Below are 15003 nucleotides of genomic sequence, written 5' to 3' on the forward strand. Positions count from 1 at the left end.
GGGCATCGGGCTCGGGATTGAAACGAACCATCGCGGGCGGTGATGGCGGCTGTCGAGGGGGTGCTCACCGGATATCGGCGAGGTGAACGTCGGGTTTCGACCCATTGCTGCCGGTCGCGGAGTCAATGACCGACGACACGCAGGGGCTTGGTGTGGGACGATCAGAGTCGAGGTATGCCCTAGATGTATGACCCGACCCAGGTCGGTCTATTAGGTACTTAGGAGGCTCAATAGGCACATCATGATCTGTCAAGAAATTATCCGAGGCATAGTTACTCTTCTCGTCGGCTTAGCAATCGCTTGGATCGGGCTGTTGATCTACTTTCGACAGAAAGAATATGAGTTGGTAAAGCAACGATACCTCGAAAATTCTGTCGACCTCATCTCGGCTGAGATAGAGACTTTGGCGGGCGCATTTGGTCACAACTGGGCACGCTGCTTACATATCCTCAAAGAGTTTCGCGACTCCGAAGACAAGTTCGATCAGAGCCAGCTAGCTCTCGGATTCGTAGATGTCTCTGGGTCAAAGTTTCAACGGCCTGCCCATCACAGGTTAAGAACTCTGGTTCAGACAGACACATTTTGGGAGGTTTATCAATTAGCTCTTTCCTTCTATCACTCAGCTAATTCGGTGATAGAAAGGGAAATACCTCATACACTCCGCGCAAAAATGACAGGTGATCTGACCAATGCACCCTATGCGGGCATAGTGGATCGTGCGCTTGATGAGCTGAAGAAGCTTGATGCGGAGAGCCAGAAGTTTGCAGAGTTGCTGGGAGCTCTTCAATCAGTAGCTTCCGAGCTGGAACAGGAGAATTTGAGTTTCAAAGATGTTCGTACTTTTTCTAAGCGCAGAGCGATAGTTGCCTCAGCTCGCGCGCTCAAAGACCGCTTCGCTAGTGAGTTGAGCTCGCGCGTATGAGTCTGCCCCTAAAGATCAAGGCGAAGCCGCTACGCGGCTCGGCTTAGTTCAGGCGTTGACTGTCTGCTCCTTGCCGATCACAGACCTCGCAGGCGCGATGACGCCAAGCAAGCTGCGATGGGCAGAGTTTGACCCTTCTTGGACGTTCGATGTTACGCGATAAGACTGGCGGCTTTTGAGACACATCGGTCATCGATTTGATTGCACAGAATCATGACGCACGGTCCAATTTAAATATATCGGTGCCTGCTCTGGCTTTCGGGTTAACCTTGCAAATACATCAAACGATGTCCTCACAAACTTCGGATTCCCACGAAACAGGTATGTCGTGAGAACACGGCTAAATGAATCAGACATGGACCTGCGTTTCGGAAAGTCTTTTCACCTCCTAGCGCAAGAGGGGCATCTCGCGAAGAGTGCGTTGCTTTCGGGGTTCGACTTTTTGCTGAGAGCCGAGGCGAACGCGAACAAGGACGGGCAGTTTTATGCGGCTTTTTTTCAGCTTTCGATAGGCATAGAAAGGCTTCTAAAACTTGTCGTCGTCGCGCAACACATGCTGGAAAACAATTTTGTATCCCCCACTCCGAAGCAACTCAAGGGGGACTATGGACACGATATTTTGGCCTTGTACGCCAGCGCATTGTCTACTAGGGAAAAGCACGGCTTGCCCCTTTACAGCCCTGAAAAACAAGCTATTTTCGTACTGTCCTTTCTGAGCAATTTCGCCGTCCACACTCGGTACTACAACCTAAATACCCTGAGTGACCGGGCGAAAACGGATAGTCCGCTTGATGAGTGGGCGGATGTAGCGAGCGACTTGTACAAAGGTTCGGTCTCCGCTGGCAAGTCTGAGTCGCAAGCGCTCAAACTGATGCAACAACTCGACAAGATGCCGGGAAACACCGGGGGGACCTATCAACTGGATCGCACCGGGCACCCAATGACCGTGTTTGACGTGTATTGGCGCGCATATAAGATAAAAGCGGCGCGCCCACTAGCGATCTGGATCCTTATACAGGCTCTGCATCCCCTTTACGCTGTTTTCGACGCGATAGGAATGGCAACGCATGAAATAGACGTATCGACCGGTAAGCAGGTTGTTTCAATTCCTTATTTGGAAGAGTTTTTCCCTTTCCTCTTAGCCGACAAACCCACAACTTTGCGGCGGAAAAGATGGCTTTCGATCTTCGAATAGCTCCGAATGACCGATTGATGGACGGAACCGACACCTGAGTGGTCCAGCGAAGTTGCGGACGAACGTCGCCTCTTGGCCGGGAGCCGCCATTGAGACGCTTTGGCGCCCGCCTCGCTTACCCATCCATTCCCCTGACGCCTACTGCCAGAACTCACGAGCGCAAGATCAGGGCCAAGTTCACTTTCTCACGGTAGCAAGTGAACTTCACCCCGATAGTCGTCAGTCAACAAGAAAGACCCGCCCGCGATCCTCCCAGCACCAAACCCGACTCCTTTCCACGGGCGCCTGGCTCGCCGAGTCCCGACGCCGGGTCTTTTCCAGCCGAGCGCGGCTCTTTTTCGGCGGAGCTTGGCTCCCGCGAGTGCCAGGCTTGGTTCTTTTCCTGCGGCGCTTGGCTCGCCGGGTGCCAAGGCCGGCTCTTTCAGTGTGGCGTCTGGTTCCCGGCGCGCGGCGCCTGGGGCTCCCGGGTGCCGCGTTCGGCTCTTTCAGTGCCGGCGCTGCATCGAAACGACCTGGCGCCTGCCTCGCTCGTCATCCGACTCCCCTGACGCCCGCCGACAGAACCTGCGAACGAAAGTCGCTCGTGAGTTTCACTGCACGAGAATCTCGTCAGTGAACAAATGCGCCGGCTTCCCCGCGCCCTCGTGGCCCGGCGGCAGCATGCCGTAGTTCTGCGCGGTGACGCGCAGGTAGCGGGCGGTGACCGGGGTGGCGGTGTCGAAGCGTACGGTGCGGATCATCGCGCGCAGGTCCTTCGGGTCCACCGGGATCGGGGTGGATTGCAGCGTGCGCCAGGTCTTGCCGTCGTCCGACACGGCATAGGTGACGTGGCGCGGGAGCAGGGCCCATGAGCCGCTCTGCTGCAGGAAGCGCATCTGGATGTGGTGGAACGGCGTAGCGGGCAGCAGGTCGATGGTGGCGTCGAGGTCGTTGCCGCGCCAGCCCATCCACAGGCCGTCGTTGAAGTTGTCGTCGCCGATCACGCCGTCGACCAGCGGGCTGCCGGCACCGGCGTAGTGCGGGTCGGGCGCGGTGAGGTAGGTGACGGGCTTGCCCAGCGCCTTGTTGTCGACGGCCTGGAACGTCTGGCTGGGCAGGTACGGCACGCCGTGGCGAAACGGCGCTACCTTGAGCGTGGCCGGCACGTAGCGGTCCAGCACGTCGCCGAAGCTGGGCGACTGTGCGGTGGGCTCGCTGCCGTCCACGGTGTAGTGCAGCGCGATGTCGTCGAAGCCGCGTGCGGCGCGCACGCGCCAGCGGTGTTGCAGCGGGTTGTAGTCGAGCTTGTAGTCGACCAGGTCGCGGTCTTCCGGGCCGTAGGCAATGTGCTGGGCGTCCAGCCACGGGTACTGCGCGCGCAGTCGCTGCTGGAAGTCGGCGTAGTCGTTGGCGTCGGGATTCCACAGGCGTTCGGCCAGCGCGACCGCGCGCGGGTACAGCATCGCCTCCAGGTTGCGCGGGGTGACGTATTCGCTCCACAGCGGCGCCTCGGCGCCGAGCACCTGGTCCTGGTGTCCCGCGAAAGCCGGCGAGGCGAACGGGTTGATGCGGTAGATGTCCTGCGTGGTGAGTTCCTCGATCGGCGTGTCCAGGTAGAACGGCCCGGCGACGATCAGCCGGTTGCCGTTGGCCAGGGCCTTGGCCGCCTCGGCGTCGCCGCGCCACATTTCCACGATGGCGTTGCGGTCGGCGCCGCCTTCGAGGATCTCGTCCCAGCCGACCAGGGTCTTGCCGCGCGCTTCGAGGTCGCGCTGGATGCGCTGGATGAACCAGCTCTGCAGGGCGTCGACGCCGGCCAGGTGCTCGTCGCGCATGCGCTGCTGCGAGGATGCGCTCTGCGCCCATTGCTGCTTGGGCACCTCGTCGCCGCCGATGTGGATGTACGGCGCGGGGAACAGCTCGGCCACTTCACTGAGCACGTCGTGCAGGAAGGTGAAGCTTGCCTCGTCGCCGGCGCAGTAGATGTCGGTGAACACGCCCCAGGTCGCGGGCACCTCGATCGGCTGCTGCGGGCAGGACAGCGACGGGTAGGCCGCGACCGCCGCCGAGGCATGCCCCGGCATCTCGATCTCCGGCACGATCATCACATTGCGCTGGCGTGCGTACTCCACGACATCGCGAATGTCCTGCCGGGTGTAGAAGCCGCCGCTGCGGCTGCCGTCGGCCTCGGTGCGCCAGGCGCCGACGCTGGTGAGCCTGGGGTATTTGCGGATTTCGATGCGCCAGCCCTGGTCGTCGGTGAGGTGCCAGTGCAGCACGTTGAGCTTGTAGCGCGAGAGCAGGTCGATCTGCTGCTTGACCAGCGCCACCGGAATGAAGTGCCGTGCCGCGTCCAGCATCACGCCACGCCAGGCGTAGCGCGGCGCGTCGTCGATGCGCACGGCGGCGATCGACAGGCTGGCGTGATGCCCGGGCGGCAGCAGTTGCCGCAGCGTCTGCACGCCCCAGAACAGGCCGCGGTCGTCGGCCGCCGCGATCTCGATGCGCTGGGTTGTCACGCTCAGCCGGTAGGCCTCCTCACCCTGCACGGAAGGGTCGGTGCGCAGTTCGATGCGCGGCTGCCGGGTGGCTGCGCCGATCCGCAGCGCGATGCCGCTGTCCTCGCGGATGCCGTCGCGCAGGAAGGCCGCGATCTCCTGCGCGCGGCGATCGGCCGGCGCGACGATGCGCACGTTCGGACTCAGTGCGAAGCTGCCGCGGCCTGCCTCGATCCGTTCCGGTTGCGGGATGACCCCCGTTGCCGTTGCCTGAGTGCAGAGCGGAAAGGCGAGCAGCAACAGGGCGACGAGGTGTCTGGGCATGGCCGACGTTCCGGTCAAAGGTGGCGGGGTGATCAAGGGGAATGGATTATCTGCGCCCCCTTCGTTTGTCGAGCGGTCAGTAGCCCACCGTGAAGCGTTGCCGCGAATGCTTCGGCGCTTCCAGTTCATCGACAAGGGCAATCGCGTAGTCCTCCATCGAGATCCAGCTCTTGCCATGGGCATCGTTGAGCAGCTGGTCGCTGCCCACGCGGAACTTGCCGGTGCGCTCGCCGGGGACGAACTCGGCCGACGGCGACAGGAAGGTCCAGTCCAGGTCGCGCTCGCCGCGCAAGGTGTCGAGGAAGCGGCGACCGCCCTCGGCCTCGGGCCGGTAGGCCGCGGGAAAGCCGGGCGCGTCGAGCAGCATGTGCCCCGGCGCCACTTCCAGCGTGGCGGCTCCGCCGACCACCAGCAATCGCTTGACCCCGGCCTGTTTCACCGCCGCGATCAGGGTGGCCGCGTCGGTGGTGGCGAACTTCAGCGCGCTGACCACCGCGTCGTGGCCGGCCAGCAGCGGCGTCAGTTGCGCGGGCTGGCCGGCGTCGGCGTTCTTCAGCACCAGGCCCGGCTGGCCGGCCAGCTTGCCGGTGTCGCGGGCGATGCCGGTGACGCGATGGCCGCGGTGCAGCAGTTCGGCCAGCAGGCGCGAGCCGACGCGTCCGCTGACGCCGAGCAGGGCGATGTCCATGGGTTCCTCCAGGAAGCGTGACACGTCGTTCATTGCCACGACGCGGGGCGTCGGCTCAGACTGCCACGGCGAATGTAAGTCGGGCGTTACACCGATCTTCTTCCGGCGGAGTGCTGACATGAGTGGACAACCCGATACCCCGCGGCGACTGCCGACGATCTTCTTCGGCCACGGCAATCCGATGAACGCGCTGCACGAGAACGACTGGAGCCGCGGCTGGGCCGCGATCGGCCAGCGCCTGCCGCGGCCGCGCGCGGTGCTGTCGGTGTCGGCGCACTGGTACCTGCCGGCCACCTTGCTCACCGCGATGGCCAGGCCGCGCACGATCCACGACTTCGGCGGCTTCCCGCGCGAACTGTTCGAGGTGGAGTACCCGGCGCCGGGCGACCTCGACCTGGTGCGCCGCGTGCGCGACCTGCTGCAGCCGCTGGACGTGGGCGAGGACCGTTCGTGGGGACTGGACCACGGCACCTGGTCGGTGCTGCGCCATGTCTATCCCGACGCCGACGTGCCGGTGGTGCAGCTGTCCATCGACGAGTCGCAGCCGCCGGCGTTCCACTACGGCCTGGGCCGATTGCTGCGGCCGCTGCGCGACGAAGGCATCCTGCTGATCGGCAGTGGCGACGTGGTGCACAACCTGCACGCCTATGCCTGGGGCCGCCACCCGGCCGAGCCGTTCGACTGGGCGCTGCGCTTCGAGGCCAGGGTGCGCGAGCTGATGCGCCAAGGCGACCATCACGCGCTGGTGGATTACCCCGCGCTGGGCCGCGATGCCGAACTGTCGATCCCCACGCCGGAACACTACCTGCCGCTGCTGTACGTGCTCGGCGCCAGCGACGAGGACGATGCGGTGACATTCCCGGTCGAGGGCATGGACGGCGGCTCGATATCGATGCTGAGCGTGCAGTTCGGCTGAGTCGTCCGCCGCGGGGATCAGTCGCCGGCCCCGTTCGCCAGCCACGCCCGCGCGGCCACCATCAGCGTCTGCACGCCGGTTTCCAGGGTCGGATGCAGCACCGGCAGGAAGCGGGGGTTGTGGTTGGTGGGGATCTCGTTGAGGCGATTTTCCGCCTTCGCCTTCGCGTAGGTGTCCGGGTCGGTGCCGCCGACGAACCAGAACACCGAGGGCGCGCACCACTCGGCGCCGAACGAACCGAAGTCCTCGCTGGCCGAGGTCGGCCCGGTCTGGTGGATGCGTTCGGCGCCAAAGTGCCGGCGGAAAGCCTCGGCCACCGTGGTGGTCGCCGCCTCGTCGTTGCTCACCAGCGAGTAGTTGTCCAGCGGGGTGATCTCCGGTGGGCGCGGCGCGCCCGACGCCGCCGCCTCGGCGTTGACGATGCGGGTGATCGCGGCGAGCACGCGCGCACGCACGCCCTCGTCGAAGGTGCGCACGTTGAGCTTGATCACCGCCTCGTCGGGAATCACGTTTTCCTTGGTGCCGGCCTGCAGCGAACCGATGGTGAGCACCGCCGCCTCGGTGGGCGAGAGCTCGCGCGCCACGATGGTCTGCAGGCGCAGCACGGTGGCCGCCGCCATCACCACCGGATCGATGCTCGCCTGCGGCATCGAACCGTGCGCGCCGCGGCCGAACAGGCGGATCTGCAGGCTGTCGGCAGCCGAGGTGATCACCCCCTTGCGCCCGCCGATCGCGCCGGCGGGACCGACCATCACGTGCTGGCCGAGCACCACGGCGGGCTTGGGAAAGCGCTGGAACAGGCCGTCGTCGATCATCGCCTGGGCGCCTTCGGCGGTCTCTTCCGCGGGCTGGAACACCGCCATCAGCGTGCCGTTCCAGCTGTCCCGCGTCTGTGCCATCAAGGTGCTGGCGCCGACCAGCCAGGCGACGTGCATGTCGTGGCCGCAGGCGTGCATCACCGGCACGCTGTTGCCTGCGTGGTCCGTTGCCGTGAGCTTGCTTGCGTAGGCCGCGCCGGTGGCCTCCTCCACGGGCAGCGCGTCCATGTCCGCACGCAACATCACCACCGGCCCGTTGCCGTTGCGCAGCAGGCCGACCACGCCGGTCTTGCCGATCCCGGTGGTCACCTCATAACCGGCCGCGCGCAGGCGCTCGGCGGCCAGGCCCGCGGTGCGGGTCTCCTGCATCGAGAGTTCGGGATGCGCGTGGATGTCGGTGTACAGCGCTTCCAGTTGCGGCAGCAGGTCCTGCAGGTTGCCGGGCAGGGATTCGCTGGCAGGTGTCGACTTCTCGTTCATGGTCCGGGTCCCGTGATTCGATCGTTGTAAAGCTACTCCACGGTGGTCCATCGCAGGTGAGGACGACACGCGGATCTGCGGCGTTGCACCAAATCGAAACATTGTCCATGATGGTGCAATGAACGAACTGGCGTGGCGGACGTGGGCGGAGCAGATGGCGACCGGGCTGGTGCTGGTCGACGCGGAGCTGCGCCTGCGCTGGGTCAATCCGGCGCTGACCGAGTGGCTGGAACTGGGCTTGCGCAGTCCGCTCGGGCAGCCGCTCGGGGTCTTGCTGGGCGATGACGGCGCGGTGGCGCAGGCGGCGCGGGTGCTGACCGAACAGCGGCCGGCGCAGTGGCGCGGGGTGTCGCTGCCGGCGGCCAGCGGTCGCCAGCTCAGCGCGGACATCGCCGTGCAGCCGTTCGACGACGGTCTGCTGCTGGAAGTGCACGCGCTGGCCGAGCCGGTGGAGAGCAGCTCGCCGCTGTCGGCCACGCTGCGCGGTTTCGCCCATGAGGTGAAGAATCCGCTGGCCGGCCTGCGCGGCGCGGCGCAGCTGCTGCAGCGGCGGGTCGACAGCGACGACCTGCGCGCGCTGGCCGGGCTGATCATCGACGAGGCCGACCGCCTCGGCGTGCTGGCCAATCGCCTGCTGCATCACGACGGCGCGCCCCAGCTCGGCCCGGTCAACATCCACCGCTTGCTGGAACGCCTGTGCGACCTGCTGCAGGCGGAACCCGCGCCGCCCCGGCTGTGTCACGACTACGACCCCAGCGTGCCCGACCTGATGGGCGACGCCGATCGCCTGCAACAGCTGCTGCTGAACCTGGCCCGCAACGCGATGGAAGCCGGCGCGCAGACGCTGACCCTGCGCACGCGGATCGAACACGGCCTGCGCGTGGGCGAGCGGATGCTGCGCATGGCCTTGCGCGTGGACGTGATCGACGACGGCGCCGGCGTGCCCGCCGCGCTGCGCGACAGCCTGTTCCAGCCGCTGGTCTCCGGCCGCGCCGACGGCACCGGTCTGGGCCTGGCGCTGTCGCGCGAGATCGCCCACGAACACGGCGGCGAACTGCGCTGCGCCAGCCGCCCCGGCCACACCGTGTTCTCGCTGTACCTGCCGCTGGAGCGCGCCCATGACTGACCCGCGCGCACGCGCTCCACTCCCTCCCCTGCGCAGCCGGGGAGGGTTGGGGTGGGGTCAGCCCTTGATCTTCCTCGCCCGCCCGAGCAACCCCCTCCCAACCTGCATTCGGGCCATCCATGGCCCTCACCCTCCGGGCGGCTGCCGCCGTGCAAATCGGCAATCCTGCCGATTTGTCCTCTGCCAGGCAGGGGGAGGAGCACGGCGGACTCGCTGCACGGCTGACGCACGCGCCCTGCTCCCTCCCCTGCGCAGCCGGGGAGGGTTGGGGTGGGGTCAGCCCTTGATCTTCGCGGCCCGCCCGAGCAACCCCCTCCCAACCTGCATTCGGGCCATCCATGGCCCTCACCCTCCGGGCGGCTGCCGCCGTGCAAATCGGCAATCCTGCCGATTTGTCCCCTGCCAGGCAGGGGGAGGAGCACGGCGGACTCGCTGCACGGCTGACGCACGCGCTCCGCTCCCTCCCCTGCGCAGCAGGGGAGGGTTGGGGTGGGGTCAGCTCTTGATCTTCGCGGCCCGCCCGAGCAACCCCCTCCCAACCTGCATTCGGGCCATCCATGGCCCTCACCCTCCGGGCGGCTGCCGCCGTGCAAATCGGCAATCCTGCCGATTTGTCCCCTGCACGCAGGGGGAGGAGCAAAGCCGCGGCGGAGTAAAGCCATGACGCAAGACATCTGGATCCTCGACGACGACCGCGGCGTGCGCTTCGTGCTGGCCGAGGCCTTGCGCGACGCGGGCCTGGCGGTGCGCGAGTTCGGCGAGGTGGCCGCGGTACGCGCGGCGCTGCAGACGGCACGTCCCGCGCTGCTGCTCACCGACGTGCGCATGCCGGGCGAGGACGGCCTGAGCCTGCTCGGCGAACTGCAGGCGCAGGGCATCGGTCCGGTGATCGTGATGAGCGCGTACACCGACGTGGCCACCACGGCGGCGGCGTATCGCGCCGGCGCGGTCGACTACCTGGCCAAGCCGTTCGACCTCGATCACGCGGTGGCCTCGGTGCAGCGTGCCCTGGCCAGCGTGGCGGCGCCCACCGCGGCGGCCACCCACACGCTCGCGCCCGGTCATGCGCTGCTGGGCGAGAGCGCGCCGATGCGCGAGGTGTTCCGGCTGATCGGCCGCGTCGCCGCCAGCGACCTCAACGTGCTGGTCACCGGCGAAACCGGCACCGGCAAGGAACTGGTAGCCCGCGCGCTGCACGAGGAAAGCGCGCGCCGCGACCAGGCCTTCGTGGCGTTGAACACCGCGGCGATTCCCAGCGAGTTGCTGGAGAGCGAGCTGTTCGGCCACGAGGCCGGCGCGTTCACCGGCGCCACCCGTCGTGTCGCCGGCCGCTTCGAGCAGGCCGAGGGCGGCACGCTGTTCCTCGACGAGATCGGCGACATGCCGCTGGTGCTGCAAACCCGGCTGCTGCGCGTGCTGGCCGGCGGCGAGTTCTATCGCGTCGGCGGGCGCGAGCTGATCCGCTGCAACGTGCGCATCGTCGCCGCCACCCACCAGGATCTGGCGGCGCGCGTCGCCGCCGGTGCGTTCCGCGCCGACCTGATGCACCGGCTCGACGTGGTGCGCATCGAACTGCCGCCGCTGCGCACCCGTCGCGGCGACATCGCGCTGCTGGCCCGGCACTTCCTGGCCGCCACCGCGCAGGAGTTGAAATTGCCGCCGAAGCGCTTCTCGAAGGCGGCCCTGAAACAGGTCGCCCAGCGCGACTATCCGGGCAACGTGCGCGAGCTGGAAAACCTGTGCCGCCGACTGGCGGTGATCGCGCCGGGCAGCGAAATCCTGCCGGCCGACCTGGGCACGCCGGAAGGCGGCAGCCGTGGTGGCGAATGGACCGACGCGCTGCGCGAATGGGCCACGCAGGCGCTGGCCGACGGCGAGGCGGACATCCACGCCCGTGCCCGCGAGGCGCTCGACCAGATCCTGCTGCAGGCCGCGCTGCAGGCGCACGAAGGCCATCGGCAGAACGCGGCGCAGGCGCTGGGCGTGGGCCGCAATACGCTGACCCGCAAGCTGGGGGCTTCGCGTACGCGGCGGCGCTGAGCAGCGTCCCGAACGGGCCCGCTCGCCCGGTGCCGGGCTCCTATGCGGCCACCCGTCCCAAGGTGATGCACAGCCGATGCACCGCACCGTCGGTCGCCAGCGCAATGGGCTCGGCCGCGTCCAGCGTCTGGCCGTCCATTTCAACCTGCAGCACGCCGCGACAGACATGCTCCGGGTTGCGCACCTCGACCTCGTGGATCGTGCCGCGATGACGGTAGCTGATGCGGAAGCCGTCCCAGGCCTTCGGGATGCATGGCTCGATGCGCAGCCGGTCGCCGCGCAGGTGGAAGCCCAGCACCGCCTCCAGGCCTGCCCGGTACAGCCATGCCGCCGAGCCGGTGTACCAGGTCCAGCCGCCGCGGCCGACGTGGGGCGCCACCGAATAGACGTCCGCGCAGACCACGTACGGTTCGACCTGGTAGCGGGCGATGGCCTCGGCGCTGCCGCCGTGGTTGATCGGGTTGAGCAGCTTGAACTGGTCGCCGGCGCGGTCGCCGTCGCCCAGCCCGGCCCAGGCGAACACCGACCACGTCGCGCCATGCGTGTACTGCCCGCCGTTCTCGCGCACGCCGGGCGGGTAGCCCTTGATGTAGCCGGGGTCTTCCTTGCCGTCCTGGTCGAAGGGTGGCGTGAACAGCCGCGCGAGCTGATGGGGATGATCGACCAGCAGGCGGTCGACCGAGGCCATCGCCTGGGCCGCGTGCGCGCGGTTGCCGGCGCCGGCCAGCACGCTCCATGACTGTGCGATGGTGTCGATCTGGCATTGCGCGTCCTGCGCCGAACCCAGCGGCGCGCCGTCGTCGTAGTAGCCGCGGCGATACCACGCGCCGTCCCACGCCTGCTCCAGCGCCTGGCGCAGCGTCGCGGCGTGGTCGCGCCAGCGCTGCGCCCGTGCGTGCTCCCCGCGTTGTTCGGCGACCGGCGCCAGCTGCGCGATCGTGGCCAGCAGGAACCAGCCCAGCCAGCTGCTCTCGCCGCGGCCCTGGGCGCCCACCGCATTCATGCCGTCGTTCCAGTCACCGGTGCCGATCAGCGGCAGGCCATGGGCGCCACGGGTCAGGCTGGTGTCGATCGCCCGCGCGCAGTGCTCGTACACGGTGGCGGTCTCGTCCGAGACGCCGGGCTGGAAGAACGCGTCGGTGGCGTCGTCGGGAATGGCCTGGCCGCTGAGGAAGGGTAGCACCTCGTCGAGCACCGCGCGGTCGCCGCTGACCTCGACGTAGTGCATCGTGACGTAGCCCAGCCAGACGCGGTCGTCGCGGATCTTCGTGCGGATGCCCTGGCCCTTGGGCGGCAGCCACCAGTGCTGCACGTCGCCTTCGGCAAACTGGCGGCCGGCGGCGCGCAGCAGGTGTTCGCGGGCCAGGTCGGGCCGGCTCACGCACAGCGCCATCACGTCCTGCAGCTGGTCGCGGAAGCCGTAGGCGCCGCTGGCCTGGTAGTACGCGGTGCGCGCCCACAGCCGGCAGGCGGTGACCTGGTACAGCGCCCAGTCGTTGAGCAGCAGGTCCATGCTGCGTTCCGGCGTGCTCACCTGCACGGTGTCGAGCACGCCGCTCCAGCGCGCGGCGACTTCGTCCAGCACCTCATCGATGGCGATGTCGCGATACTTCGCGACCAGCGCCTGCGCCGCCGCGGCATCGGCACCTTCGCCGAGCAGGAAGCGCAGCTCCAGCGACGTGCCCGGCGGCAGTTCGACCCAGGTTTGCAGCGCACCGCACGGGTCCAGGCCGGCGCCCACGCGTCCGTCCAGCGGCGCCTCGTCCTGCAGCGCGGCCGGGGTGGCGAGGCTGCCCAGCGCACCCAGGAAGTGCGCGCGGTCGCCACTGATCGACTGCTGCATTCCGCCCATGTCGAAGAACGCCACGCGCTCGCCGAAATCCGCGCGCCAGCGATTGCGGGCGAACAGCGCGCCGGTGTCGTCGTCGCGCGAGGTCACCACGAACGGGGCCGGCGTGCTGCCGTTGGGGCCCAGCGCCCATTCGACGTAGCCGGTGATCGCCAGCCGCCGCGTGCGGGCGGAGCGGTTGCACAGGCGCAGGCGCGACAGCTTGATCGTGTCGTCGACCGGCACGCACTGGACGAGCTCCAGCGCGATGTCGTGCGCGTCGTTGCGGAAGCGCGTCCAGCCCTTGCCGTGGGTCGTGGTGCAGCGGGCCCCGTCGACGCGGATCGGCAACGCGGTGGCCGTCCACAGCGCACCGTCGTCCGCGTCGCGCAGGTAGATCGCCTCGTGCGGCATGTCGCTGACCGGATCGTTCGGCCACGGCGTCAGCGGATTCTGCTGGCTGTTGCCCGACCACGCGTAGCCGCCGCCCTCGGCGGTGACCAGGAAGCCGAAGGCCGGGTTCGCGATCACGTTGCTCCACGGCGCCGGCGTGCGGCGCGCCGCGTCCAGCTCGATCCGGTAGGCGCGGCCGTTTGCGACGAAGCCGCCGTGGCCGTTGGCGAATTCGGCTGCCGCGTCGTCGTCGTCGAAGTCGATCGCGGCGACGCTGGCGATGATCGGGGAAGGCCGGGAAGCCGTTTCCGGTGGCGGCGAAGGCGACGCCGCGGCGGGGTTGTTCAGCACCAGCCGCGCCACGGTCAGCAGGCCGTCGCGCAAGGCGTCGCCGACCTGGTCGTCGCGCAGGCAGAACAGTTCGGCCTTGGGCGCGTCGCCCGGTTCCTTCAATTGCTGCCGTTGCCGATCGACGCGCTGGCTGAGTTCGTCACGCAGCGTGTCGGCGTCGGCGCCCAGCTGATCGAGCACCACCACGTCCATCGCCAGCTGATGGGCTTGCCACCAGCGCTGGGCCAGCAGCAACTCGTCCAGCTGCGGGACATCCGCGGGAGCGCGCAGGAACAGCAGGGCGATCGGTCGATCGCCCGAGATGCCGGCGCCCCACAGCGTGGGCGGCCCGCCCTGGCCACGCTGGCGCTGGTCGGCATGGGCGCGCTGGCTGGCGTCGCTGACCAGCAAGGCCTGTCGCCATCGCGCAAACTGCCGGGCACGCGTCGCGTCGATGCCGAAGCGCTGGCGTTCCTCCTGCGCGTGCCGGGCCGCGGCGGCGAACAACTGCGTGGCCGCGTCGGCATCGTCCAGGCGCGCGCGCAGGTCCGCGGCGCCGTCGCGGGTATCGGCCAGCCGCGTCCACAGCAACAGGCGGATGCTGCCGCCCGGGGCCAGGGTGAACCCGTGGCGCAGGGCGAACACCGGATCGAGCACGCAGCCGGTGCTGCCGGAAAGCTTCGCGCCGGGCTGCATCGCGCTCGCGTCGCGCAGCGTGCGGCAGCGGCCGAGGAAGCGGGCGCGATCGGTTTCGTGCGTGGTGGCGACATGGGCCGCGCCCTCGACCTGCAGCGCCTGCGCCGCCCACACCTGGGCCTGGCTGTCGCTGCGCCGGCGGCGTGTCGCCAGCAGCAGTCCGCACGCGTCGTCCCATTCGGTCTGCACGAACATCTTGGAAAAGGCGGGGTGGGCGTTGTCGTCGCCGATCGGGCCCAGCACCAGTTCGGCGTAGCTGGTCAGCGACAGGTGCCGGGTTCGATCGCCGTGATGGGTCACCGTGAGCCGGCGCAGTTCGATGTCGGCATCGGGCGCCACCGCGATTTCCAGCGAACTTTCGATGTCGCCGTGTCGATGGCCGAACACGAGGCGTCCGGCGTCGTAACCGGCTGCGCGGTTCGTCGCCGTCTCGCCCAGTGGCTGCGCGGTGGCGCCCCACACCGCGCCGCTTTCCTCGTCGCGGAGCAGCAGGAAGCTGCCCCAGGGATCGGTCACCGCATCCTCGCGCCAGCGGGTCACGGCCAGGCCGTGCCAGCGGACGAAGCCGGCGCCGCTGGCGTCGAGCATGCTGGTCAGCGTGCCGTTGGAGAGCAGCGGCAACGCCGTGCGGTGGCCATCGGCAGCGGAGGAAACGGGGGATTGGGAAGACATGGCGGGCGTGGACTCCTGACGCGATCATCGCGGGCCTTGCGCGCCGCGATCTCCATCCAGCCTACGGCGGCGGCGGGGAAACATCGCGTGAAAGCAGC

9 protein-coding genes are annotated in these 15003 nt (G+C 67.9%); 5 read left to right on the forward strand and 4 right to left on the reverse strand.

The window, feature by feature from the left end:
• The first annotated feature begins 241 nt into the window (after nt 1-241).
• A complete protein-coding gene (locus ABNK63_RS00465; protein ID WP_350016353.1) occupies nt 242-922 on the forward strand; it encodes a hypothetical protein in 681 nt (226 codons plus the stop codon).
• Nucleotides 923-1277: 355 nt separating this feature from the next.
• Nucleotides 1278-2117: a hypothetical protein gene (locus ABNK63_RS00470; RefSeq protein ID WP_350016354.1), complete on the forward strand. Its 840-nt coding sequence runs from the start codon at nt 1278-1280 to the stop codon at nt 2115-2117.
• A 590-nt stretch (nt 2118-2707) separates the two neighbouring features.
• Here the strand turns inward: ABNK63_RS00470 and ABNK63_RS00475 are convergent.
• Together ABNK63_RS00475 and ABNK63_RS00480 are read right to left on the reverse strand one after the other, a co-directional pair.
• Nucleotides 2708-4918 (reverse strand): family 20 glycosylhydrolase, encoded by a 2211-nt coding sequence (locus ABNK63_RS00475; protein ID WP_350016355.1) that lies wholly within the window; start codon nt 4916-4918, stop codon nt 2708-2710.
• A 76-nt stretch (nt 4919-4994) separates the two neighbouring features.
• Nucleotides 4995-5606: an NAD(P)-dependent oxidoreductase gene (locus ABNK63_RS00480; protein ID WP_350016356.1), complete on the reverse strand. Its 612-nt coding sequence runs from the start codon at nt 5604-5606 to the stop codon at nt 4995-4997.
• A 118-nt stretch (nt 5607-5724) separates the two neighbouring features.
• On the opposite strand from ABNK63_RS00480, the gene ygiD reads away from it, so the two are divergent.
• Nucleotides 5725-6522: a 4,5-DOPA dioxygenase extradiol gene (gene ygiD / locus ABNK63_RS00485; protein ID WP_350016357.1), complete on the forward strand. Its 798-nt coding sequence runs from the start codon at nt 5725-5727 to the stop codon at nt 6520-6522.
• 17 nt (nt 6523-6539) lie between these two features.
• On the opposite strand, the gene ABNK63_RS00490 is transcribed toward ygiD, so the two are convergent.
• On the reverse strand, nt 6540-7820 hold the full coding sequence (locus ABNK63_RS00490; RefSeq protein ID WP_350016358.1) for a M20 family metallopeptidase: 1281 nt from the start codon (nt 7818-7820) through the stop codon (nt 6540-6542).
• 118 nt (nt 7821-7938) lie between these two features.
• On the opposite strand from ABNK63_RS00490, the gene ABNK63_RS00495 reads away from it, so the two are divergent.
• Together ABNK63_RS00495 and ntrC are read left to right on the forward strand one after the other, a co-directional pair.
• The gene (locus ABNK63_RS00495; RefSeq protein ID WP_350016359.1) at nt 7939-8946 is read left to right on the forward strand and encodes an ATP-binding protein; all 1008 of its coding nucleotides are present in this window, start codon (nt 7939-7941) and stop codon (nt 8944-8946) included.
• A gap of 660 nt (nt 8947-9606) precedes the next feature.
• Nucleotides 9607-10986: a nitrogen regulation protein NR(I) gene (gene ntrC / locus ABNK63_RS00500; RefSeq protein WP_350016360.1), complete on the forward strand. Its 1380-nt coding sequence runs from the start codon at nt 9607-9609 to the stop codon at nt 10984-10986.
• 40 nt (nt 10987-11026) lie between these two features.
• On the opposite strand, the gene ABNK63_RS00505 is transcribed toward ntrC, so the two are convergent.
• A complete protein-coding gene (locus ABNK63_RS00505) occupies nt 11027-14905 on the reverse strand; it encodes a glycosyl hydrolase family 65 protein (RefSeq protein ID WP_350016361.1) in 3879 nt (1292 codons plus the stop codon).
• Between the last annotated feature and the right edge of the window lie 98 nt (nt 14906-15003).

It is taken from the genome of Rhodanobacter sp. IGA1.0, from assembly GCF_040208325.1.
GTDB lineage: Bacteria > Pseudomonadota > Gammaproteobacteria > Xanthomonadales > Rhodanobacteraceae > Rhodanobacter > Rhodanobacter spathiphylli.

Bases quoted from the DNA above. Each gene is read 5' to 3' on its own strand.
- ABNK63_RS00465 (WP_350016353.1), top strand. From the start codon at position 242: ATGATCTGTCAAGAAATTATCCGAGGCATAGTTACTCTTCTCGTCGGC.
- ABNK63_RS00470 (WP_350016354.1), top strand. From the start codon at position 1,278: ATGGACCTGCGTTTCGGAAAGTCTTTTCACCTCCTAGCGCAAGAGGGG.
- ABNK63_RS00475 (WP_350016355.1), bottom strand. From the start codon at position 4,918: ATGCCCAGACACCTCGTCGCCCTGTTGCTGCTCGCCTTTCCGCTCTGC.
- ABNK63_RS00480 (WP_350016356.1), bottom strand. From the start codon at position 5,606: ATGGACATCGCCCTGCTCGGCGTCAGCGGACGCGTCGGCTCGCGCCTG.
- ygiD (WP_350016357.1), top strand. From the start codon at position 5,725: ATGAGTGGACAACCCGATACCCCGCGGCGACTGCCGACGATCTTCTTC.
- ABNK63_RS00490 (WP_350016358.1), bottom strand. From the start codon at position 7,820: ATGAACGAGAAGTCGACACCTGCCAGCGAATCCCTGCCCGGCAACCTG.
- ABNK63_RS00495 (WP_350016359.1), top strand. From the start codon at position 7,939: ATGAACGAACTGGCGTGGCGGACGTGGGCGGAGCAGATGGCGACCGGG.
- ntrC (WP_350016360.1), top strand. From the start codon at position 9,607: ATGACGCAAGACATCTGGATCCTCGACGACGACCGCGGCGTGCGCTTC.
- ABNK63_RS00505 (WP_350016361.1), bottom strand. From the start codon at position 14,905: ATGTCTTCCCAATCCCCCGTTTCCTCCGCTGCCGATGGCCACCGCACG.